18 protein-coding genes and 3 pseudogenes are annotated in these 21,002 nt (G+C 57.5%); 11 read left to right on the top strand and 10 right to left on the bottom strand.

Annotated elements, in window-relative coordinates:
- Positions 1 to 145: 145 nt before the first annotated feature.
- The 3 genes from DCH402_RS07675 to DCH402_RS07665 all read right to left on the bottom strand — a co-directional run bounded on the left by DCH402_RS07675 (position 146) and on the right by DCH402_RS07665 (position 2,200).
- The gene (locus DCH402_RS07675; RefSeq protein ID WP_040000582.1) at positions 146 to 502 is read right to left on the bottom strand and encodes an MmcQ/YjbR family DNA-binding protein; all 357 of its coding nucleotides are present in this window, start codon (positions 500 to 502) and stop codon (positions 146 to 148) included.
- Between the two features lie 142 nt (positions 503 to 644).
- Positions 645 to 1,103, bottom strand: a complete 459-nt coding sequence (locus DCH402_RS07670; RefSeq protein ID WP_040000581.1) for a nuclear transport factor 2 family protein — start codon at positions 1,101 to 1,103, stop codon at positions 645 to 647.
- A gap of 155 nt (positions 1,104 to 1,258) precedes the next feature.
- Entirely contained in the window at positions 1,259 to 2,200 is a 942-nt protein-coding gene (locus DCH402_RS07665) for an AraC family transcriptional regulator (RefSeq protein WP_233276332.1), read from the bottom strand.
- Between the two features lie 251 nt (positions 2,201 to 2,451).
- Between DCH402_RS07665 and DCH402_RS07660 the strand changes: the two genes are divergently transcribed.
- The 4 genes from DCH402_RS07660 to DCH402_RS07645 all read left to right on the top strand — a co-directional run bounded on the left by DCH402_RS07660 (position 2,452) and on the right by DCH402_RS07645 (position 8,896).
- Positions 2,452 to 2,910, top strand: coding sequence for an alpha/beta hydrolase fold domain-containing protein (locus DCH402_RS07660; RefSeq protein WP_050583278.1), 459 nt, complete (start codon positions 2,452 to 2,454; stop codon positions 2,908 to 2,910).
- 27 nt (positions 2,911 to 2,937) lie between these two features.
- Positions 2,938 to 3,675, top strand: coding sequence for an MmcQ/YjbR family DNA-binding protein (locus DCH402_RS07655; protein WP_040000578.1), 738 nt, complete (start codon positions 2,938 to 2,940; stop codon positions 3,673 to 3,675).
- 87 nt (positions 3,676 to 3,762) lie between these two features.
- Complete coding sequence (locus DCH402_RS07650; protein ID WP_050583277.1) at positions 3,763 to 4,113, top strand: TfoX/Sxy family protein; 351 nt, start codon at positions 3,763 to 3,765, stop codon at positions 4,111 to 4,113.
- 7 nt (positions 4,114 to 4,120) lie between these two features.
- Positions 4,121 to 8,896 (top strand): ATP-dependent helicase, encoded by a 4,776-nt coding sequence (locus DCH402_RS07645; protein WP_050583276.1) that lies wholly within the window; start codon positions 4,121 to 4,123, stop codon positions 8,894 to 8,896.
- Positions 8,897 to 9,114: 218 nt separating this feature from the next.
- Here the strand turns inward: DCH402_RS07645 and DCH402_RS22865 are convergent, their stop codons facing one another.
- Together DCH402_RS22865 and DCH402_RS22860 are read right to left on the bottom strand one after the other, a co-directional pair.
- Positions 9,115 to 9,570 carry an IS3 family transposase gene (locus tag DCH402_RS22865; protein WP_200864873.1) on the bottom strand — a complete coding sequence of 152 codons (456 nt, stop codon included), beginning with the start codon at positions 9,568 to 9,570 and terminating at the stop codon, positions 9,115 to 9,117.
- A gap of 11 nt (positions 9,571 to 9,581) precedes the next feature.
- Positions 9,582 to 9,830: pseudogene (locus DCH402_RS22860) on the bottom strand (transporter substrate-binding domain-containing protein); the annotation flags it as partial.
- Positions 9,831 to 10,119: 289 nt separating this feature from the next.
- Between DCH402_RS22860 and DCH402_RS21130 the strand changes: the two are divergent.
- Positions 10,120 to 10,446, top strand: a pseudogene (locus DCH402_RS21130) (EamA family transporter); the annotation flags it as partial.
- Here DCH402_RS21130 and DCH402_RS07630 read toward each other — a convergent pair.
- Complete coding sequence (locus DCH402_RS07630; RefSeq protein ID WP_040000575.1) at positions 10,419 to 10,844, bottom strand: hypothetical protein; 426 nt, start codon at positions 10,842 to 10,844, stop codon at positions 10,419 to 10,421. The pseudogene DCH402_RS21130 and the gene DCH402_RS07630 sit on opposite strands and share 28 nt — an antisense overlap.
- A gap of 90 nt (positions 10,845 to 10,934) precedes the next feature.
- Positions 10,935 to 11,831, bottom strand: a complete 897-nt coding sequence (locus DCH402_RS07625; protein ID WP_411431456.1) for an AraC family transcriptional regulator — start codon at positions 11,829 to 11,831, stop codon at positions 10,935 to 10,937.
- A 361-nt stretch (positions 11,832 to 12,192) separates the two neighbouring features.
- Here DCH402_RS07625 and DCH402_RS23310 point away from each other — a divergent pair.
- From DCH402_RS23310 to DCH402_RS07595, 6 genes and pseudogenes are all read left to right on the top strand, one after another.
- Positions 12,193 to 13,340 (top strand): annotated as a pseudogene (locus DCH402_RS23310) (iron-containing alcohol dehydrogenase).
- A gap of 472 nt (positions 13,341 to 13,812) precedes the next feature.
- Positions 13,813 to 14,730, top strand: a complete 918-nt coding sequence (locus tag DCH402_RS07615) for a metal ABC transporter substrate-binding protein (protein WP_040003484.1) — start codon at positions 13,813 to 13,815, stop codon at positions 14,728 to 14,730.
- The gene (locus tag DCH402_RS07610) at positions 14,727 to 15,623 is read left to right on the top strand and encodes a manganese/iron ABC transporter ATP-binding protein (protein WP_040000573.1); all 897 of its coding nucleotides are present in this window, start codon (positions 14,727 to 14,729) and stop codon (positions 15,621 to 15,623) included. The genes DCH402_RS07615 and DCH402_RS07610 overlap by 4 nt, the downstream gene beginning before the upstream one ends.
- Positions 15,616 to 16,473 (top strand): metal ABC transporter permease, encoded by an 858-nt coding sequence (locus DCH402_RS07605; RefSeq protein ID WP_040000572.1) that lies wholly within the window; start codon positions 15,616 to 15,618, stop codon positions 16,471 to 16,473. The genes DCH402_RS07610 and DCH402_RS07605 overlap by 8 nt, the downstream gene beginning before the upstream one ends.
- Position 16,474: 1 nt before the next feature.
- Positions 16,475 to 17,302 carry a metal ABC transporter permease gene (locus DCH402_RS07600; RefSeq protein ID WP_040000571.1) on the top strand — a complete coding sequence of 276 codons (828 nt, stop codon included), beginning with the start codon at positions 16,475 to 16,477 and terminating at the stop codon, positions 17,300 to 17,302.
- Positions 17,303 to 17,440: 138 nt separating this feature from the next.
- Positions 17,441 to 18,373 (top strand): LysR substrate-binding domain-containing protein, encoded by a 933-nt coding sequence (locus DCH402_RS07595; RefSeq protein WP_040000570.1) that lies wholly within the window; start codon positions 17,441 to 17,443, stop codon positions 18,371 to 18,373.
- Here the strand turns inward: DCH402_RS07595 and mdcH are convergent.
- Genes mdcH through DCH402_RS07580 form a run of 3 tightly spaced genes read right to left on the bottom strand, consistent with a single transcriptional unit; the run spans position 18,357 to position 20,865 of the window.
- On the bottom strand, positions 18,357 to 19,265 hold the full coding sequence (gene mdcH / locus DCH402_RS07590; protein WP_040000569.1) for a malonate decarboxylase subunit epsilon: 909 nt from the start codon (positions 19,263 to 19,265) through the stop codon (positions 18,357 to 18,359). The genes DCH402_RS07595 and mdcH overlap by 17 nt on opposite strands.
- A 4-nt stretch (positions 19,266 to 19,269) precedes the next feature.
- Positions 19,270 to 19,887 carry a malonate decarboxylase holo-ACP synthase gene (locus DCH402_RS07585; RefSeq protein ID WP_200864879.1) on the bottom strand — a complete coding sequence of 206 codons (618 nt, stop codon included), beginning with the start codon at positions 19,885 to 19,887 and terminating at the stop codon, positions 19,270 to 19,272.
- 18 nt (positions 19,888 to 19,905) lie between these two features.
- The gene (locus DCH402_RS07580) at positions 19,906 to 20,865 is read right to left on the bottom strand and encodes an AEC family transporter (protein ID WP_040000567.1); all 960 of its coding nucleotides are present in this window, start codon (positions 20,863 to 20,865) and stop codon (positions 19,906 to 19,908) included.
- Between the last annotated feature and the right edge of the window lie 137 nt (positions 20,866 to 21,002).

Below are 21,002 nucleotides of genomic sequence, written 5' to 3'. Positions count from 1 at the left end.
CGGGGGTGCCAACTACCTTGACACTTACCGATAGTCAGGAACACCATCGACGCTTTACAAGAGGATATGCACTGGCTTGGTGGAATCTAAAGATATCAGACAGGGTACATGCCGTGATTAGGACATGTACCGTCAAGGCCGATAATTAACCTGAGGTCAATTCATGACTGTCGGCAAGCAGCTCATGTATTTCCTTTGTAGATAGCGGCCCTGAGAGAATGATACTGACCCAGTGCTCTTTATTCATATGGTAAGCAGGTAAAACCCCCTCTTTCTGACGTAATGAACCGATATACTCCGGCCGGACCTTAACGTCGAGGATGTCGACTTTATCATCCGTTTTCAGCCCCAGCGTCGTACCGGGTACACGCATCACAATACCAAACCATTTATCACCATTATGATGACGGAGTACGGCATAATCCGGCAAGTTACTCCAGAGATACTCCGGCTCTGCGTTAAAATGTTCCCGCACGTAGCTGAATAGCGTCTCTCTTTTCATAATCACTCCCGTATCATCAGCTTATAAATATTCTGGTCCGGCCTCTGTAACACCGTATTCATACCCATATTAATAGCCCTGCTTTCCGACAAGACGGGCTGGACCTTACTGTATTATCCCCCTAGCTGAGAGTATGATCACATCAGATGACAGCATCAACCTGAGGGAATTTCTTGTCCATAGGACGGATAAATGACCAGGTGGAGTGGATAACTTTCCAGTTGTCATCTTCCTTCTGAAAAATCTCGATGACGTTGTATTCCATATCAATCCGGTTCGTTTTCGCGTACAGCTGATAAGTCAGCACGGCCATATCTTTTACCGCCTGTATCCGGGGGTTGAGGAAATCATAACTGTCAGCAAACAACTTGCCGTCAATGGATTTCAGAAACTCTTTAATCGTTTCATAGTCATCGACCCTTTCGGTCACAACAGCATCAAAGTACGTGAAGCTGCGCTCTGACCAGAGTGATTCATAGCCGGATGTATCACCCTTGAACCACTTATCCAGTGCTGACTTTTCCAGACCGATAAGATGGTCTGCGAGCGTACGTTCTTCATCACTGTAGTTTTGCTCGTAAATGGGTAGTGCATGTGACATACCTTACTCCTTTTGTATTCGATACGACTGATGGCAAGGAAAGCAAACATCGCTCACCGCCGGATATTGGACTCAATACCAGCTCGCAACAGGTTCCTGCTGGGGCTTTGCGCATATGCATATATTGTGCTGTGGCAAGGTCGATCCTCATGAGGTCAGGAAGTCGTTGCGCTTTTGCGGAAGTCCTTCGGCGTAAAACGGGTTTCCCGCTTGAAGAACTTGCAGAATCTGTCGACCTCACCGAACCCAAGACGTTCGGACAGCGCACCGATGGACAAATCGGTATGCGTGAGTAGCCGTTTGGCCTCCAGCACAATCCGTTTTGAGAGATAGGCTTTGGCACTGATCCCTTGGGCTGCCAGCGTTGCGCGCGTCAGGCTCTTCTCAGTACAACCAAGGTAGCTTGCATAGTCACCGACCTGGCTCCATTGCGAGAAACGCTCGTCCACCAGTTTCTCAAACTGCCGTAACCGTAGCAGCATAGCTGATTGCTGAGAAGCGGGTTCCTGGCGCTGCCGGTGCAGGAAAGCCAGCCAGGTCAGAAACGCGTAGAAACGGTAACGCAGCAACACATGTACCTCCACGCTCAGACAACTTGCCGAAACGTCCGCAGCCTCAATACCAGGTAGCTCTTCAGGTCGCCCTGGTAACCCCAAGCGAGCATCGTCGTGGATGCACTGAATATCCTGCATGACTCGTCTAAGTTCCGCCGGATCAAGGCAGATGCTTCCGGGCAGGCAATCCAGTAAAGGGGATATTTCAGCCCCTGTCGGCGCAGCCTCTGCCGATAGCAGAAATTCCGGACGAAGCAGCACCATCCATCCATCCCAGTCCTCCTCGCTTCCGAAGTTATGGGCCTGGCCAGGCCGCAACGTGAGCAATGTTCCCGCACTGCATTCCACCGGTTCGAAGTCGACAAAGTGCGTGCATTGCCCTTCGGTCACGCAGATCAACATATAGAACTCGTAACAGTACGTCCTGCGCATGGCCTGTACCGTCGAGCGACGCTTGAGATCCGACAAACGGAACACCTCAAGATCATAGGGATAGGCGCTGGCCGGGCTATACGTCAGTTGCTCTACTTTAGGTCGCGCCATTGCACTCATTAAATACCTCTTATAACATTGCCACCCACAACAGAATGTCCGATATTTGCAATTAAAAAGCCATTTAATTGTACAAAAAATGCCACTCATGGCCCATAATGACAATTAAAAAGAACATAACGGCAGTCTCTGACACCGATATTGGCACAGAAAGCACATCCCCGTTTCGACATCGGCAGGCAAGCCCAGGACCGAATCACAGTCACCGTCAGACATCCCAACCGGACGATTTGGAGCAATGAATGTCATTGAGTCAGGAATTTCAGAGTTTTATCGCACAACTGCGCGCCGGCCCCGTTCCGTTGGATCAATTGACCGACATCGAAGAATTGAGAACCACTTTCAATGCGTTGGGCAGGGATCTCCCCTCCTTGCCTGACGTTGTGTTCCGGCAAGTTGACGCAGCCGGCGTGCCTGCGGAGTGGGTCGAACCGACAGGGTCTGATCCGTCGCGGGTGATCTTCTACCTGCACGGCGGAGGGTTGGCACTGTCCACGCTCGTATCACTTCGCGAAGGCTGCAAACCACTGCCTGCCGCCACGGTGCTTCTCTCGCCCTGGACTGACCTGACGCTGCAGAGCGAGTCGCACTTCACCAAAGTGAAGGACGATCCGATCATCACCCGCAAATTCCTTGAACTGAGCCGTCAACACTACATCGGCACCAGAATCGGCACGTATATCCATTCCCGCGTCCGCTGAGTAACGCAGACAGTGTCAGGAGCCCCCATGGACAAACAGAACCTCGTTCACGTCGCCGATGACTATGCGCGATCGCTCACGGGCGTCGCGCCCGACCACTCAATGGGGATCGGCTGGGCGACCTACAAGCTGCACGGCAAAGTGTTTATGCTGATCGGCGAGGTGGATGGTAAGTCCACCGTTATCGTGAAAGCCGATCCCATTCGGGCCGCGATCCTGTGCGGGCAATTTGAGGAAATCTCACCGGCTCATCGCATGAACAAGCGCCACTGGCTGTCTATCGTTGCAGGCAAGTCCATCACGGAAGCGTTGCTGCATCGGGAAATCAAGGAGTCTTACCTGCTGGTTCAGGCGAGTCTGCCGCAAAAGCGCATCCGCAATGTCGGACAGCCGGCACATAAAGGCATCTCCAGACGCCAGTTGCAGCCTCTTGCACGCCGCCTGGCGACTGAACTGCCTGGCGTCACTCACGGCCGCCCGTTTGTCGAAAAACTTGACGTCTACAAGGTCGTCAACAAAGTCTTCCTCATCATCACCGATGATCCTGATGAGCCAATCATCACGGTTAAGACAGAGCCGGACCAGATCAACACCCTGTGTGAACAGTATGAAAACGTAACGCCCGGGAGATATCTCGATAAGCACCACTGGGTGTCTGTTGAAGGTGGCAAAGGCGTGACCCGGGAACTGGTAGAAGACCTGATCAAACACTCCTACCGGCTGGCGCTCAAAGCCGTGCCTCAACGTTTAAAGCCCCCGGTGTAAAGCCGCCCGGCAACTCGGACAGTCACCCTGTGGCCGGAACCCGCTACGTACCGTCGAAGGCCATTTTCAATTTAACAGGAGTAACACATGACCAAACTCACCGGACAAGGCAAAGCGCTGGCCGCGCACTACGCCGGGGAGCTCTCAGGCTGGGCTCCCATCACAACACGGCCCCTGTTTGGCGCTGTCGCACTCTATCGTGACGGGCTCGTATTCGCGATGGTCTGGCAAGGATCCCTGTATTTCAAAGTGGATAATGCCAGCCGGGCCGACTATGAGGCAGCAGGCTCACACGCGCTGGGCTATGTCTCCGAGGGCAACGACCATGCGCTAAAATCGTACTGGGAAGTGCCTGTGGATGTGCTTGAAGATAATGAAATACTGACGATATGGGCACAGCAGGCATGGAGCGCCGCTCTCAAAACGGCTAAGGGCTGATTATCTCGTGACGACAAACTCCCAATCAAACGAATTTCTGTCGGGCGGACAGTTCACAGCAGCCACCCTGGAATGGTTTGTCTCCACGTTCGGTACGCCCACGGCTGTGCAGGATGCTGCGTGGACGGCAATCGGCGGAGGGCATCATTCGCTGGTCATCGCCCCCACCGGCTCGGGAAAGACGCTGGCCGCGTTTATGCATGCCATCGACCGGCTGTTCATTGAGCAGACTGAGACGTTCACCCCGGCTCCTGAAAATGCCCGGCGACCTGCTACGAAAACGCGGGTTCTCTACATCTCGCCTGTTAAGGCTCTGGGTGCGGATGTGCAACGTAACCTGTCTTTACCGCTTCAGGGGATCATGCAGGAGCGTCAGCGACGGGGCGATGCCAACGTGGTACTGACGGTAGGCCTGCGTACCGGTGACACGACGGTAGCCGAGCGCGCCCGTCTCGTGCGCAGTCCTCCCGACATTCTCATCACGACGCCGGAGTCACTCTTCCTGATGCTGACCTCCCGGGCAAGAGAAGCACTGCGCGACGTCAGTACTATCATTATCGACGAGATCCATGCCGTGGCAGGGACCAAACGCGGATCGCATCTGGCACTGAGCCTGGAGCGACTGGACGCGCTGCTGGAAACGCCTGCACAGCGCATCGGATTATCCGCCACCGTGCGCCCCGTGGAACGGGTGGCTGAGTTCCTGGGAGGAGAGCGCCCTGTCATCGTTGTAGCGCCGCCATCGATGCGCCACCTGGACGTGCGCATTGTGGTACCGGTGGAAGACATGTCGAACATTCCGGAACATGAACCCAGCGACAACGCGGGCAATGGCCGACCCGGCTCTATCTGGCCGCACGTGGAAGCCAGTATTCTGGACCAGGTACTTTCACGCCGTTCCACTATTGTGTTCGCCAATTCCCGTGGCGTGGCGGAGCGGCTCACCGCGCGCCTCAATGAAACCTATGCAGCAAGACTGGCAGGTACCGGGCAGACTCCATCCACCGGGGATGATCACCCACCCACACAGTACGAATCGTCGGCAGGCAGCACCCAGGCGCGCGCCGATGGCGTTGCCGCTACAATCGCCCGATCACACCACGGTTCGGTGTCCAAGGAGCATCGCGCTGAGATCGAGCAGGCACTCAAATCCGGTGAGTTACGCTGTGTGGTCGCTACCTCAAGCCTGGAACTGGGCATTGACATGGGCCTGGTCGACCTGGTGATTCAGGTATCAGCCCCCCCGTCTGTCGCCAGCGCTCTACAACGTGTTGGACGCGCCGGACACCAGGTTGGGGGCATTTCAACCGGGCTCGTCTATCCTCGGACACGACGTGAGGTGATCGACTCTACCGTTATTGTCGACGCGATGCTGAGCGGCCGTATCGAGGCCATCGCCCCGCCCCGCAATCCACTGGATGTGTTAGCACAGCAGACGGTCGCCGCCGTTGCGATGGAGCCGCTTGATGTCGACGCCTGGTATGCTACCGTGCGCCGCGCCGCGCCCTATCTCACACTACCCCGCACAGCGTTCGATGCCACGCTGGATATGCTGGCGGGACGCTATCCCTCCGATGATTTTTCCGGGTTTCGGCCACGGCTGATCTGGGACCGGGAAACCGGTCAGCTGTCGGCACGTCCGGGCGCACAACAGCTGGCGGTCACCAGCGGTGGCACCATCCCCGACCGCGGCATGTTCAGCGTCGTTCTCCCCGAAGGTGAAGAACGTGCTGGCTCACGCCGCGTGGGTGAGCTCGACGAAGAAATGGTCTACGAGTCGCGCGTCAACGATGTGATCACTCTGGGGGCGACCTCCTGGCGCATCCAGGAAATCACCCGTGACCAGGTGGTCGTCACCCCGGCTCCCGGTCGTTCCGCCCGCCTGCCATTCTGGCGCGGAGACGGCATCGGTCGGCCTGCCGAGCTGGGAGAGGCCATCGGTACTTTCCTCCGCCAGCTCGAACTGGACATCTCCGGAGCCGATGGCACTCCCCTTCCCGGGCCCGGTACGCAAACCCAGTTGGAGACCATCGGCCTGGACGGGAACGCCATCGGCAACATGCTGGCACTCGTGTTCGAACAACGGGCCGCCACGGGCGTGCTGCCCACCGATCGCACGCTAATCATCGAGCGATGCCATGACGAACTGGGTGACTGGCGCCTGATCCTGCATTCGCCTTACGGGCGTCGGGTCCATGAGCCCTGGGCGCTGGCCATTGCCCAGCGCATCCGCGAGCGCTGGAAAATTGATCCGGCCGTCGTGTCCAGTGACGATGGCATCGTGGCGCGCCTCCCGGATACGGGACGGGTGCCCGGTGCGGAGCTGTTCCTCTTCGACCCAGACAAGCTGCGGCGCACCGTAACCGTTGCGGTCGGAGGTTCAGCACTGTTTGCCGCACGCTTTCGTGAGTGTGCCGCGCGTGCGCTACTGCTTTCACGCAGAACACCCGGCAGGCGTTCTCCGCTATGGCAGCAGCGGCTTCGTGCCGGTCAGTTACTGGAGATCGCCCAGGGTTATCCTGAATTCCCGATACTGATCGAAACCGCGCGCGAGTGCCTGCAAGACGTATACGACCTTGATGCGCTTGATAAAGTCATGGGGCGACTGAATACCGGTACGATACAACTTGTTGATGTCACCACAGAGGTACCCTCTCCTTTTGCAGCCGATCTGCTGTTTGGCTATGTCGCACAGTTCATGTACGAGACGGACGCGCCGATGGCCGAACGACGTGCATCGATGCTTGCCCTTGACAGTGCCTTGCTGGGAGAGCTTCTGGGACAGGTCGAGCTCAGTGAGCTGCTCGCCCCCCAGGTGATGGATCAGCTTGATCAGGAGTTGCAGCGGCTGGCGGCTGGCTACAGAGCGAAAGGCAAGGAGGGCGTGGCCGATCTGCTGCGCGAACTCGGGCCACTTTGCACGCAGGACGTTGTCGCGCGGCTGGACAATGAGGCCGACGAAGCAGCCACTTTCCTCAGCAGCCTTGAGGCAGAACGACGTATCATCCTTGTCAGGATCGGCGCACGGGAGCACTGGGCCAGTATCGAGGATGCCGGACGGTTGCGTGATGCACTGGGCGTGGCCCTTCCTGACGGGCTACCGGCGGCATTTCTGGAGACAACAGTCGAGCCCCTGCGCGGCCTGCTCGCACGATTCGCCCGCACCCGCGGACCCTTTACGACGGATGACGCGGCCTCGGCCTTCGGCCTGGGAGTATCGGTGGCCGCGGCTACGCTGCAGCAGATTGTCGAACAGGGTAAGCTGCTGTCCTGCCACTTCGGAATAAAGCGCAGCGCGAAATCCCCCTCTCTGGTCAGCAGGGATGCCGGACCGCTCGCGCAGCATGAATGGGTGAGCGACGAGGTATTCCGGCGTTTGCGTATCCGGTCATTACAGGCCGCACGCGAGGCCACCCAGCCGGTACCCCGCCAGGCCTACACCCGCCTTCTTCTCGAACGGCAAGGGCTCGTTACTGATGCATCACTAAGTGTCGCAGTGAAGGGCTGGAACCCGGCACGTGGTGCGCTGGAAGGCCAGGAAGGCGTGCTACAGGTCATCGAGCAACTGGCGGGATTGCCGTTGCCTGCGTCGGCCTGGGAACGACAGATCCTGCCCGCACGCGTACGCGACTACGCGTCTGACATGCTCGACGGACTCCTCTCCAGCGGGACGGTATTATGGTCAGGCCACGGCAGACTGAGCAATGATGACGGCCTGGTGGCTTTGCACCTCCAGGAGTTTGCCCCCGAAACCTTGTCCATGGCGGCGCACGCCTCTGTCGCACCAGACATGTCGCCTCTGCAGCATGCGATCCTCGAATTGCTCTCCGACGGGGGCGCATACTTTGTGCGCCAGTTGGTTACGCAGGTGCAGATCAAGCTCGTCCGGGATTATCCCGATCGGCACGACTCCCCCGACGTGTTGTCTGATAATTTACACACGGCCCTGTGGGATCTCGTCTGGGCGGGTTGTATCACGAATGACACATGGACACCGTTACGCGCACTTGCCCAGGTAGCGCAGCAACCTCAGCCCCGGGGATTATCCTCACGCAGAAGGCGGGGTCTGCGCGGACTCCCGTCGGCTGCGGTTTCCGACGCGTTTCATTCGGGGCTCAATGCGGCGACCCTGGCGGGCCGGTGGTCGCTGATACGCACAGACCCCCTTCCCGATACCGTGCAGGCTCTCGCATGGACCGAAGGTCTTCTTGATCGTTACGCCGTGGTGACGCGCAATGTCACCGTCTATGAAAACGTCCCTGGCGGGTTTTCGGCATTGCAGCCCGTATTCAGAGGTATGGAGGACACCGGGCGAGTGATCCGAGGTCGCTTTGTACTCGGACTCGGGGCTGCCCAGTTCGCCGAGCGCACAACCGTAGACCGCCTGCGCGAACTGGCCGAACAAACGCCTTCGGTACCCAGTCCCGTCGCTCTCAGTGCGGTGGATCCAGGTAATCCTTTCGGGACGATCCTTCCCTGGCCTTCTCATGTTTCTCTTATGCGGCCGGCCCGAAGAGCAGGAGCCTTAGTCGTTATCGATGGCGGTCATCTTGTGCTTTACCTACCGCAAGGGGGCCGCCAGTTGTTCACCTATATCGACCCGGATGACGCAGCACAAACGGAGGTCATTGCTGCAGCACTGGCAGCACTGTCCACTGCCCTTTCGCGCGACAGGCGTAATAGGTTCACACTCGAGTTGGTCAACGGTGTGCCGGTTCGCATGAGCAAACTGGCTCCGGCTTTGAAGGTCATTGGTTTCTCAAGCGCACCTAAGCGCACCTAAAGGTTTGTACTGGGGAGCTGAACATTGACTCGCAACATTGTTAAGTATCAATCTCAGCCCCCCTGGCACGGGGCCTGAGATGTTCAATACAAGCAATGGGTCATTGAGCAGAGGCCTGGATCTGTCGCCAGTTTTAGTTGACGATTTCAGCTCTAATTCGAGAGTAATGGGGCAGGCCCCCTTTCAAGTGATCTGTCCCTGAAATTATACCCACCTAATTACGCCGCCACTTCATAATCCACCGGCGTTTGATAACCCAGCGTCGAGTGCTTGCGACGGCGATTGTAAAACACCTCAATATAATCGAATATCGCGTTCATCGCCTGTTCTCTGCTGACAAACGCTTTGCCACGCATCAACTCCGTTTTCAGCGTGTGATAGAAGCTTTCCATTACCGCATTGTCGTAACAGCAACCCTTTCCGCTCATTGAGCAGCGTAAGCCGTTGTCTTTCAGTACATCCCGGTATCGATGGCTCGCATATTGACTGCCTCTGTCCGAATGCGCTATCACCGGCCCTGTCGGTTTTCGCTGTTTTATTGCCATCTCCAGTGCGTCTATCACTACCTGAGTTTTCAGCCTGTTACTCAGGCTCCAGCCGATTATTCGTCGAGAATACAGGTCTATGACTGTCGCCAGATACAGCCAGCCTTCTTCCGTGCGGATAACAATCACGGCAATGCGCGCTCTACCGATGTCGGCACCAGCGCCAGCTTCAGCCCCATTTGCTTCGCCAGCGCATTGCACAGGTCAACATCCATTCCCACCAATTGACGTGTATTCGCATCCGGTGATGAAAACGGGGGAACATCAGAATAAACCGCACACGTCAACTCCCCCCGGGCAGTCATATCGGCCAGCAGGTCCGCCTGCGCGCCAATGCCGGTGAATAATACTGACGACGCCAAAACGGCAGATAATTTTTTCACTGTCATGATGTTCCCCCCAACGTGTTAATGCTTTGAATACAAGACTTTTCATTACCGGAGCGGCCCAGTACGGCAGCCCGTATTTTCTGGAATATACGGACTTTGCGATTAACGGCATAAGAGGGAAACCCTGTCGCGAGATACACAATTTATATGACCACTATCACGCCCCACAGGCGGAATCCGGTAATAAGAAAAGATTATTCGAGCAGAGGGAAATTATCTTATCGGTGCACTTTACCGGCGTTTTAAGGTGAGGGCTCATCTACACCGGTAGGTTGTAAAAGGTAAGACAATGAATGCCAAACTTGGGATATTGCTGAAAATAATGTCCGCGCTGTGTGCGACATTCATGCTGGCCTGCGTCAAAGGCTTACACGGCGCCATTCCTACCGGAGAAGTCATTTTTTTCCGCTCATTCGTCGCCCTATTTCCACTGTTGTTGTGGTTAAAACGACAAGGCAGCATTACAGCAAGCATCAAAACGCAAAATATTTTCGGCCATGTTATTCGCGGTTTATCCGGTACTGGCGGCATGTATTTCAACTATCTGGCGCTGATTTATATCTCGCTGGCCGACGCCACGGCCATCAGTTACGCCAGCGTGATCCGCCGGATATTAAGATGGTGTGATAGCTCGCGCATGATGACCAGATAGCTGACGAACCCGACGTCATCCGGAAATTCACCGGCGCGTTTGGGGCTGCCGGAAATCACATCCGCAACCCGGTTGAACACCTCCTCGATCTGCTGTTGGGTCAGAAGATCATGGCTGCCCGCGATGTGGGCTATCTGGTTAAGATACGGGTCGGCGCACGAGGCCTGTTGCGCCACCTGGCGTAGTACCGGTGTTGCCTGCAACACATCTTCAATGGCGGCAATCGCCCCCTCCACCTCATAAGGCGACGGGATGGCATGGTGAAAAAACCGATGCGCAATAGTGCGGTATCCCAGCGGCAAAACGACATCAGGGGTAGCGAATCGCACATCCTCTTCGCCAATAGTCAACGCGTCATTCATCGTCGTTATTCCTGAAACAGACATCGAATGCCTGAAACAATAGCGCCGATGCATCGGAAAAGAAAACGATCCCTCGCTGAACGGCTGGGCTCAGCGAGCATACATCCCCTCGCCATCGGGATCCGCTTTGCGCCGCAATCTTTCGATGTCGCGCTTTGGCGGCGCACCGAAAAAACGGGCGTATTCCCGGCTGAATTGTGATGGGCTCTCATAACCGACGTCGAAGGCCGCGCTGGCGGCGTCAAAATTCTCATTCAGCATCAGCCGCCGGGCCTCATTCAACCGTAACCACTTCTGATACTGTAAAGGGCTCATGGCCGTCAATTGCCGAAAGTAATGGTGCAGGCTCGACGTGCTCATCTGCGCATGGGCGGCGAGATCATCGATCCGCAATGTGGCGGTGTAATTCATTTTCAACCAGTCAATGGCTCTGGCCACCCGCTGTCCCTGACTGCCCACCGCCGCAATTTGCCACAACCGCGCCGCCTGATCGCTCATCAACAACCGATAGTGGATTTCCCGCTCGATAAGCGGCGCAAGCACCGGGATCGCGTCCGGTTCATCCAGCAGACCCAGCATCCGCCTGAAGGGTTCGATCAGCAACGGCGTCACCGTGCCGATACCTATCCCCCGGTCATTGGCCCGCGTAGCCGGCAAGGGCAAATGGCCTTGGGCGATCAGCTCCGCCATGATGCGAAGATCAAATTTCATGGTCAGCCCCAGACAGGGTTTTTCCGGGCTGGCGACGTTCACTTGCGAACTCGCCGGCAGATCCAGCGAGGTGACCAGAAAGCGTTGCGGGTTGTAAGAATACGCCTCCCCACCTACCACCATCTGTTTTTCACCCTGCACCACCAGCACAATACTGGGCTCGATCAGGCAAGTGACCGGCGGCATCGGCGTCTCACGGCGATAGAGCGTGAGGTTCGGAATCGGGGTGGCGCAGTCCGATTGTCGGGTGGTCCACCGTGCGATAATCTCGCCCATTGCTTCACACGCCAGGCTGATTGCATCGGCGTGTTGTGGTTTTATCTGTTGTTGCTGATTCGGCATACCTCGCCCCTGACCACGGTTTTTCGCAGCATAGCCTTGCAATACGACAACGCCAACCAACAAACCCAATACCTGGAGAATCAGGCAATAAATGCGGAGTATTTGTCTATCGATAACTCGCCGAGATCACCAAAAATGCATCCCGCAAGAACATTAAACGGTCAGCATCGGCGTTATACCGGTCACCCCTCAACCGTATTGCGCGCCGTTCCGCTGTATATTGCGTCAGCCTGCTCACCCCATTGCCTGTGTCCGGCGGTCAAGCGAGCATCCTGACAACGTCAAAGGATGTTATATGGAAAACTTCACTTTCTTTAATCCGACCAAAATCGAATTCGGCGTCGACAAAGAACAGTCGATTGGTCAGCATCTGGCCGATCATGGCATTAAAAACGTGCTGCTCTGTTACGGCAGTGAACGCATCAAACGCGACGGTCTTTTCGACATCGTCAGTCAGCGTCTCAACGAGCAGGGTATCGCGCTGGTCGAATGCGGCGGCATCGTGAGCAACCCGCAGCTCTCGAAAGTCCGCGAAGGTATTGAACTGGCGAAAACACATCAGGTCGACGCGATCCTGAGTGTCGGCGGCGGCTCGGTGCTCGACAGCGTGAAGGCGATTGCCGCCGGCGTGTGCTATCCGGGTGATGTCTGGGATCTGTTTACCGGGAAAGCGCCGGTCGAGTCTGCATTGCCGGTGTTCTCGATTCTGACGCTGGCGGCAACCGGCAGTGAAATGAACCCGGGCGCCGTGGTGACGAATGACGAAACGCAGGAGAAATCTTTATCTCTTCGGGCGTCTTGTTCCCGAAAGTGTCGATCGTCAACCCGCTGCTGATGCAGGGCGTACCTCGGGACTATCTGGTGTATTCCGCGTCGGATGTCATCGCCCACCTGATCGAAGTGTATTTTACCGCCACCGTCCATCCTCACCTGCAATCACGGCTGGTGGAATCGTTGATCAACACGGTTGTCGAAACCACGGAAGCCCTGCTTGCCGACCCGGCGGACTACAACGCCCGCGCACAATTCGCCTGGGCCGCCACGCTGGCGCTGAATGGCCTGACGTTCTCCGGCACCGCAGGATTCAGCTATCCCAACCACGCCATCGAACACTCGCTTTCCGCCCTGTTCAACGTGCCGCATGGCGCCGGGCTGTCGGTGGTGGTGCCGGCCTGGATGAAATGGTATCTCGAGCGCAACCGGGCGCAGTTCGAACGATTTGCCGGCAATATTTTTGGCGTGGATACCGGCGAGCAAGGCATTGCCGCACTGGAAAACTGGTTTAACACCATCGGTACGCCGACTCGTCTGCCGCAGTTGAAAATAACCGCAGCCGACCTGCCGGCCATCGTCGACAACGTTCAGGGCAACGTCCGTCTCTTCGGCATTGCCGACACTTACCCCCCGGAAGTTGTGACCGCCATTCTGAAGAATGCGTTGTAGTGCGCGTCCTGTCGCCTGCCCTGATCGGCCCTGAAACCGGCCGGTTAGCGGATTGACGACATCCAACCTCGACGAGAAACACCGTGCCGCCGTATGTAACGGTGGCACGGTGTAATGCCGGACGAGAGACTCAAAACGTCTTTACCCTCTTCCCGCCGTCTGGCTTTGCCCAGCTCGAATTGATAGCCGTATTTATCGAGTACCATCGTCAATCGAGTGGAATGCACATCAACGTACGCCGCGGCTAAAGGCCAAAAGAGATCATCAGCGCCCGTCTGAAGCGGCTGGACGTTTACGCCACCGGTACCGCGTTATCAGAAAACACATGATGTTAAAACCATTTTCACCTAAAACAATTTACGTCGTGGTGTTATTGAGGTGTTAAATGTAGTCTGTTAACATAGCCCTAATTTCAAATGAAAATGGTTATCATTATCATTGTTGGGAGTGTATTATGTTTATGGTCTTTCAGATGCGCAAGACGCGGTTATCCTTCCCTTTGTCTTTTTCAGCCGCTCCGCTGTTCGCCGCCCTGCTGGCGTCACTGTTCGCTTTTTCGCTACCGGCGATGGCAAAACTCAAAGTGGTGACCACGTTTACCATTATTCAGGACATCGCCCAACATGTTGCCGGCGATGCCGCCACCGTCGAATCGATCACCAAGCCGGGTGCGGAAATCCACGACTACCAGCCCACGCCACGGGATATCGCCAAAACGCAGTCGGCAAACCTGATTCTGTGGAATGGCCTCAATCTGGAGCGCTGGTTCGGCCGGTTCTTTGAGAACATTCAGGGCGTACCTTCCGTGGTGGTCAGCGAAGGCGTCACGCCCATCGCGATCAACGAAGGCCCTTACAACGGCAACCCGAATCCCCACGCCTGGATGTCGCCAAACAATGCCTTAATTTATATAGAGAATATCCGGTCAGCGCTGGTGAAATACGACCCGGACAACGCGGAAACCTATAACCGCAACGCCCAACATTACGCCGCGCAGATTATGGCGCTGGATCAACCGCTGCGCGCACGGCTGAATAATATCCCGGCCGAACACCGCTGGCTGGTCACCAGCGAAGGCGCCTTCAGTTATCTGGCGCGCGACTATGGCCTGAAAGAACTGTACCTGTGGCCGATCAACGCCGACGAGCAAGGCACGCCGCAGCAGGTGCGTCATGTGATTGACGCCGTGCGCCAGTACCAGATTCCGGTCGTGTTCAGCGAAAGTACCGTATCGGATAAACCGGCGCGCCAGATCAGTAAAGAAACCGGCGCGCGCTATGGCGGCGTGCTGTATGTGGATTCGCTGTCAACCCAAGACGGCCCGGTTCCCGACTATATTTCGCTGTTAAACACCACCGTAGACACCATTGCAAAAGGCTTTAACCAATGACCCGGCACGCAGAAGACGCACAGTTGATCGTGCAGGACATCACGGTCACCTACAACAACGGCCACACCGCCATCCATAACGCCAGCTTTCATCTCCACGGCGGCACCATCTGCGCGCTGGTCGGGGTAAACGGCAGCGGGAAATCAACGTTGTTTAAAAGCATTATGGGCATCGTGCGCCCCTCTACCGGCAGCGTGTCGCTCAACGGCCTGCCCGTCCGGCAAGCGCTGAAAAGCAATCTCATCGCCTATGTCCCGCAGACCGAGGAAGTCGATTGGAACTTCCCGGTGCTGGTTGAGGATGTAGTGATGATGGGGCGCTACGGCAAGATGTCGATGTTTCGCATTCCGTCAGCGGAAGACAAAAAACAGGTGGCGCTGGCGCTGGAGCGCGTTGGCATGGCGGAACTGCATCAGCGCCAGATAGGCGAATTGTCCGGCGGGCAAAAGAAACGGGTGTTTCTGGCACGTGCGCTGGCGCAGCAGGCGCAAATCATCCTGCTGGACGAGCCGTTCACCGGCGTCGATGTACAGACGGAAAATGCGATTATCAAATTGCTGAAAACGCTGCGCGAAGAGGGGCACCTGATTCTGGTCTCCACCCATAACCTCGGCAGCGTGCCTGAGTTCTGCGATCAGGTGGTGCTGATCAACCGCACCGTGCTGGCGGTCGGCCCGACGGAAAGCACCTTCACCCACCCTAATCTGGAAAAAACCTTCGGCGGCGTGCTGCGTTACCTGCGGTTGTCCGGGCAACAACTGCATCAGGACGCCGATGCGCGCGAGCTAACGGTGCTGACGGACGATGAACGCCCGGCGGTCTTTTACGGTAAGGGCAACCTGACGCCGCCCCACCGCTCATCGGCAGATGATGAGGATAAGCGCCATGATTGATGCCTTGCTGGTGCCCTTCCAGTATGAATACATGGTCAAAGCCATCCTGATAAGTAGCCTGGTCGGCGGCACCTGCGCCTTTTTGTCCGCCTATCTGATGCTGAAAGGCTGGTCGCTGATGGGCGACGCGCTGTCGCATTCGGTGGTGCCGGGCGTGGCCGGCGCTTACGCACTGGGCCTGCCCTACGCCGCCGGCGCGTTTTTCGCCGGCATGCTGGCGGCGCTCGCCATGACCTTCATCCGGCAGGTGACCCGTATCCGCGAAGATGCGGTGATCGGGTTTATTTTCTCTACGTTTTTTGCCGCCGGGTTGTTGATCATTTCGCTGAACCCGACCGCGGTGAACGTACAGTCGATCATTTTCGGTAATATTCTCGGCATCGCAGACGAAGACATTGTGCAGGTGGCGCTGATTATCGGCATTTCACTCATCGTACTGTGCGTTATCTGGAAAGACTTGTTCGTCACCTTTTTTGACGAAATCCATGCCAGAACCATCGGCTTGTCGCCGCTGCGGCTGAAAATCATCTTCTTCACCCTGCTGAGTGCCTGCACCGTGGCCGCACTGCAAACGGTGGGCGCTATTTTGGTGATCGCTATGGTGATTACGCCGGGCGCCACCGCCTGGTTGCTGACCGACCGCTTCCCACGGTTGGTACTGATTGCCATCGCGCTTGGCGCGATGACCAGCGCGATGGGCGCGTGGCTGAGTTTCTTCCTCAACGGCGCTACCGGCGGCGTCATCGTTTCACTACAGACGCTGATGTTTCTGCTGGCGTTTGTCTTCGCGCCCCGGCACGGATTACTGGCTGCCCGTCGCCAACGCCGTCTGGTGATGATGAGGAAATAATATGGAATGGTTAACTCTGCTCGTCGAACCGTTTTCCTTTCCGTTCATGGTTAAAGCCATGCTGGCGGCGGGCGTGGTCGGCATGGTGTGTGCGGTGCTCTCTTGTTTTATGGTGCTGAAAGGCTGGTCGCTAATGGGAGACGCGGTGTCTCACGCCGTGCTGCCCGGCGTGGTGCTGGCCTGGCTGGCGGGCATTCCGCTGGCGATCGGCGCGTTCGCTTCCGGTCTGTTTTGCGCGCTGGCGACCGGCTATGTGAAGGAACGCTGCCGTATCAAAGAAGATACGGTGATGGGGATTCTGTTTTCCGGCATGTTCGCCGTCGGCTTGGTGCTGTTCTCCCGCGTCAATACCGAACAGCATCTGAGCCATATCCTGTTCGGCAACGTACTGGGCATCACCCGCTATGAACTGCAACAAACGTTGGTGATCAGCCTGCTGGTGCTGGCCGTGGTTATCATCAAATGGCGCGATCTGGTGTTGTACTGTTTTGATGCCACGCAGGCGCAAATCTGCGGTCTGCCGGTAAAACTGCTGCACTATGGCTTGCTGACCCTGCTGTCGCTGACCATCGTCGCCGCGCTACAGGCGGTCGGCGTGATTCTGGTGATCGCGATGTTGATTACCCCCGGCATTACCGGATTTGTGCTGTGCAAACGCTTCGGTTCCATGATGCTGGTGGCGGTAGCCGCTGCGACATTCTCTTCGGTTTTCGGTACCTGGCTCAGCTATTTCCTTGATGGTGCGACCGGGCCGTGCATCGTGATTATCCAGTCGCTGATTTTTCTCATCGCGCAGTGCGTGGCGAAAATACGAAAACCGCCGCGCTGACCGAATGCGGCCCGCGTTTGGCGGGCCGCGCTCACAACGACACACCACCTGATTCCCCTTTTGCTGCGCATTACAGGTACAATTCCCCCTACGGTTTAGCCATTCACATCCACAGCGCAAGCACACAATGAGTCCGACATGCTAACAGACGGCGATATCACCTTTCGCAAGCTTGAGATCTTCAAGACGTTTATGGAAACCGGCACCATCACCCGCACGGCAGAGCTGCTCGGATTGAGCGGCGTCAGCGTACATCGGGCGCTGCATACGCTGGAGGAAGGGGTGCGCTGCCCGCTGTTTATCCACAAGGGGCGCAATCTGGTGGCATTGCCGGCGGCGCATACGCTGCTGGAATACAGCCAGGAAGCGATGCTGTTGATGGAACGGGGGCTGGAAGAGACGCGCAAGACCGCCGGCGTCGGGCAGGGGCGATTGCGCATCGGCACGCTGTATTCGCTGACGCTGGAAACGGTGCCGCGCCTGATTATGGGCGTCAAGTTGCGCCGCCCGGATCTGGAGCTGGATTTAACCATGGGGTCGAACCAGCGCCTGCTCGCCATGCTGGATGACCAACAATTGGACGCCATCCTTATCTCGCTGTCCGACCACACTATCGACCGTAACCGGCTGGAATTCCTGCCGCTGTTTGAAGATGAGATCTGCCTGGCGGCACCGGCGGCGGCAAAGCTGGATACCCGCCAACCGGCCGATCTGCGGGATTTTCATCACCAGCGTTTTGTGTCGCTGTCTGAAGGGTTCGCCACCTATGCCGGTTTTCAGGAAGCATTTCATATCGCAGGCTTTGAACCGGAGATCGTCACGCGGGTGGACGACATTTTCTCTATGCTGAGTCTGGTGCAGGCCGGCGTCGGCTTTACCCTGCTCCCTGAGCGGATGAAAAAAGTGTACGAGAACGATGTGCAGTTGCTGAAACTGGCAACGCCTTATCAAATGCGCCAGCTTATCGCCATCGTGTTCGCCCGCAACCGCGAGCATGACCCAAACCTGCTGGCGCTGGTGGCGGAAGGCCGCATGTATGCCCGCAGCCTGAACGTTACCCCTGCGCCTTGAGCTGGGCTGCGCGGTGGACCACCACCTCGACGCCGCTACGCGCCAGTGAAAACGCCTCGCTACGGCTAAACGCCTGTTTCGCCAGGCAGGTCAGCACGCCGCCCGGCGGCATTTCTATCGCCAGCCCGACATCACGCTCTTCCGCCGCCACCATCGCCTCATGCCAACGCACGGTGCGCGCCATGTTCAGCGCCAGATCGTCTGCGATGCGCTCCGCCTGCCAGATGGCGCGGGCGGAACTGCCGCTCAGGTAGCAGCACTGAGGCGGCGAAAAAGAAACCGACGCCATCGCTGCCGCCAGTTGTCTGGCGGGCGCATCCAGCAACGTACAATGAGACGGCACACTGACTTGCAAACGCTGTGCCCGGCTGGCGCCGCGTTGCAGCGCGCGCTCCGCCACCTGCGCCATGTTTTCATCGCTGCCGGCAATCACTATCTGCCGTTCAGCGTTCAGGTTGGCAATATACGCGCCGCTACCGACCAACAGCGTTTCCACCTCCGACTGGCTTAAGCCCATAATCGCGGTCAGTCCATACCCTTGCGGGTACGCCTGCTCCATCAGCTCGCCGCGCAACGCCACCAGCCGTAACGCATCGTCAAAGCGCAGTACGCCGGCGACCACCGCCGCCGGAAACGCGCCAATCGACAAGCCGCTGACCATCTCCGGTATCAGGCCACGCGCCATCAGCGCCTGGGCCCAGGCCACCCCCGTTATCAGCAGACACAGCTGTACCGCACGGGTATGCCGCAACGCCTGCGGGGTATCCAGTTGGTAAACCTCGTCTCCCAGTACCGCGGCCGCGTCATCCAGCACGCGGGTATCGCCCGGCAATTGCTGCAACATGCCGGCCTGCTGCGCGCCCTGTCCGGGGAAGGTAAACAGAATCTTCATTGCTCTACTCCATTGACCACGGATCGCTGACCCGCCGCGGGCCACGGTCGGTTTTTAACAGCACCTGTCCATCGCGTAACCATTCAGCCAGCGCAAAACCGCCGTTGGGGGTTTCAATTTGCGTATCGGCCCGACACAGCGGCGATGACGACAGCTGTCGTTGCCAGTCCGCCAGCGCGTCGCGGTCCAGCGGCTGCGGCGCGCGAATCAGCAAGTCCAGATCGCTGTCCCCATGCATCACCGGCACCTGGGTCGCCAGCGCATACCCCGTACCGCCGGTGATGCCCCACTGCCACGGCCAGTGCTGTTGCGCCAGTTGAATGGCGACCTGCACCGGCGGTTGTGAAACAAACGGCGAATGCAACAGCGATGACAGATCGCACAGCATGTCCGGCGTCACCACCCGAACAATGCGCTCTGCCGCCACCCACCCGGCAGCGCGCTGGTCGCGGCGCAGGCCACGCACCCCGACCGGAACGCGTCCGGCCGGGTCAACGTCACGCCGCACCACCACCGGCAACACCGGTTGCCATTGGCTGAGCACCCAGGGGGCATCAACGCCCTCCAACGCATCGCGGGAGGCCAGCCATAACAGATCGTGCGGACGTATCGTTACCATGATTCAGATTCCTGATGTCGTTCAAATACCTGATGTTAACGTAATAAATAGCGGCAGTGACAGGATACAGAGTACCGAGCTTAACAGCAGCACCGCCTCTGCATCCGGCGATTGCACGCCGAACCGGTTACCGAACACCACCCCGAAAAAGCCGGCGGACAGCGCAATCATCAGAATCGCGGTGATCGCCACCGAGCCGTGCAAGCCCAATAGCAACACGACGCCCCACGCCAGTGCCGGCTGAATCAGCAGCTTGGTTAACACCGCGGTGGTGACCATCGGGTTCAGTTTCAACTGGCGTGCCGACAGGATCACGCCGGTCAGGAACAACGCCGTGGCGGTGGCGGATAACCCCAGCGGTTTGATCGCCGCCAGCAATAATTCCGGCATGCGGATACCGATGGCGGACAGCACCACACCCAGCAGCGGCCCCAGCACGATCGGTTTTTTCACCGACCGCCACATCAACACCGGCAGCATCGACAGCGTCGAGGTCTGACTGCCGCCCGACGCCCGCGCTTTTTCACGTTCCAGAATCAGCAGGCAAAACGGCGTCATCAACACCGAACCACAAGCGATGGACACCGCCACCGATAACGATGTGGACGAGCCGTCGCCCAGCACGCTGCCGAGGATCGGCAAACCGAGTGCCGCGTAATTGGGCAGCGCCACGGTCAGCGTCAGCACTGCGGCATCCTGCGGCGTTTTATGGAACACCTTAACGGCCAGAAAGTAGATGGCGGCATAGGTTATCCACATCGCCAGCGTCAATACCACGATCAGCGGCGACTGCTGAACAATGCCGGACCAGGGCGTCTGCACGGTGGCGCTGAACAACGCCGCCGGCAAGGCAAAATCCATCACGAAAATATTGAGCAGCGCGACGTTCTTGTTATCCACCAATTTGGCTTTGCCGGCCCAGAACCCCAGCAGCATGATGATGAAAATCGGCGCGAGGGCATGAACAATTACATAAGTCATATCGTATTCACCTGTAATGAAAAGAGTATCGGTTCCAGCGCGATGGTTTGGCTTGTGTCCGCACAGTGGCGGGCGCAATGTCTGTCGATTTTCAGACGGCCGTTTTTTCAGACAAAGGGATCCTGCAGGCGCCGAAT

It is taken from the genome of Dickeya chrysanthemi NCPPB 402 (assembly GCF_000406105.1).
Lineage (GTDB): Bacteria > Pseudomonadota > Gammaproteobacteria > Enterobacterales > Enterobacteriaceae > Dickeya > Dickeya chrysanthemi.
This window is presented reverse-complemented; position numbering and strand designations above follow the sequence as displayed.

Excerpts from the sequence above, each read along its gene's own strand:
- DCH402_RS07615 (WP_040003484.1), top strand. The coding sequence starts at position 13,813 with ATGCGCAAGACGCGGTTATCCTTCCCTTTGTCTTTTTCAGCCGCTCCG.
- DCH402_RS07660 (WP_050583278.1), top strand. The coding sequence starts at position 2,452 with ATGTCATTGAGTCAGGAATTTCAGAGTTTTATCGCACAACTGCGCGCC.
- DCH402_RS07670 (WP_040000581.1), bottom strand. The coding sequence starts at position 1,103 with ATGTCACATGCACTACCCATTTACGAGCAAAACTACAGTGATGAAGAA.
- DCH402_RS07650 (WP_050583277.1), top strand. The coding sequence starts at position 3,763 with ATGACCAAACTCACCGGACAAGGCAAAGCGCTGGCCGCGCACTACGCC.
- DCH402_RS07675 (WP_040000582.1), bottom strand. The coding sequence starts at position 502 with ATGAAAAGAGAGACGCTATTCAGCTACGTGCGGGAACATTTTAACGCA.
- DCH402_RS07610 (WP_040000573.1), top strand. The coding sequence starts at position 14,727 with ATGACCCGGCACGCAGAAGACGCACAGTTGATCGTGCAGGACATCACG.
- DCH402_RS07580 (WP_040000567.1), bottom strand. The coding sequence starts at position 20,865 with ATGACTTATGTAATTGTTCATGCCCTCGCGCCGATTTTCATCATCATG.
- DCH402_RS07665 (WP_233276332.1), bottom strand. The coding sequence starts at position 2,200 with ATGGCGCGACCTAAAGTAGAGCAACTGACGTATAGCCCGGCCAGCGCC.
- DCH402_RS07655 (WP_040000578.1), top strand. The coding sequence starts at position 2,938 with ATGGACAAACAGAACCTCGTTCACGTCGCCGATGACTATGCGCGATCG.
- DCH402_RS07595 (WP_040000570.1), top strand. The coding sequence starts at position 17,441 with ATGCTAACAGACGGCGATATCACCTTTCGCAAGCTTGAGATCTTCAAG.
- DCH402_RS07625 (WP_411431456.1), bottom strand. The coding sequence starts at position 11,831 with ATGGGCGAGATTATCGCACGGTGGACCACCCGACAATCGGACTGCGCC.
- DCH402_RS07630 (WP_040000575.1), bottom strand. The coding sequence starts at position 10,844 with ATGAATGACGCGTTGACTATTGGCGAAGAGGATGTGCGATTCGCTACC.
- DCH402_RS07605 (WP_040000572.1), top strand. The coding sequence starts at position 15,616 with ATGATTGATGCCTTGCTGGTGCCCTTCCAGTATGAATACATGGTCAAA.
- DCH402_RS07600 (WP_040000571.1), top strand. The coding sequence starts at position 16,475 with ATGGAATGGTTAACTCTGCTCGTCGAACCGTTTTCCTTTCCGTTCATG.
- mdcH (WP_040000569.1), bottom strand. The coding sequence starts at position 19,265 with ATGAAGATTCTGTTTACCTTCCCCGGACAGGGCGCGCAGCAGGCCGGC.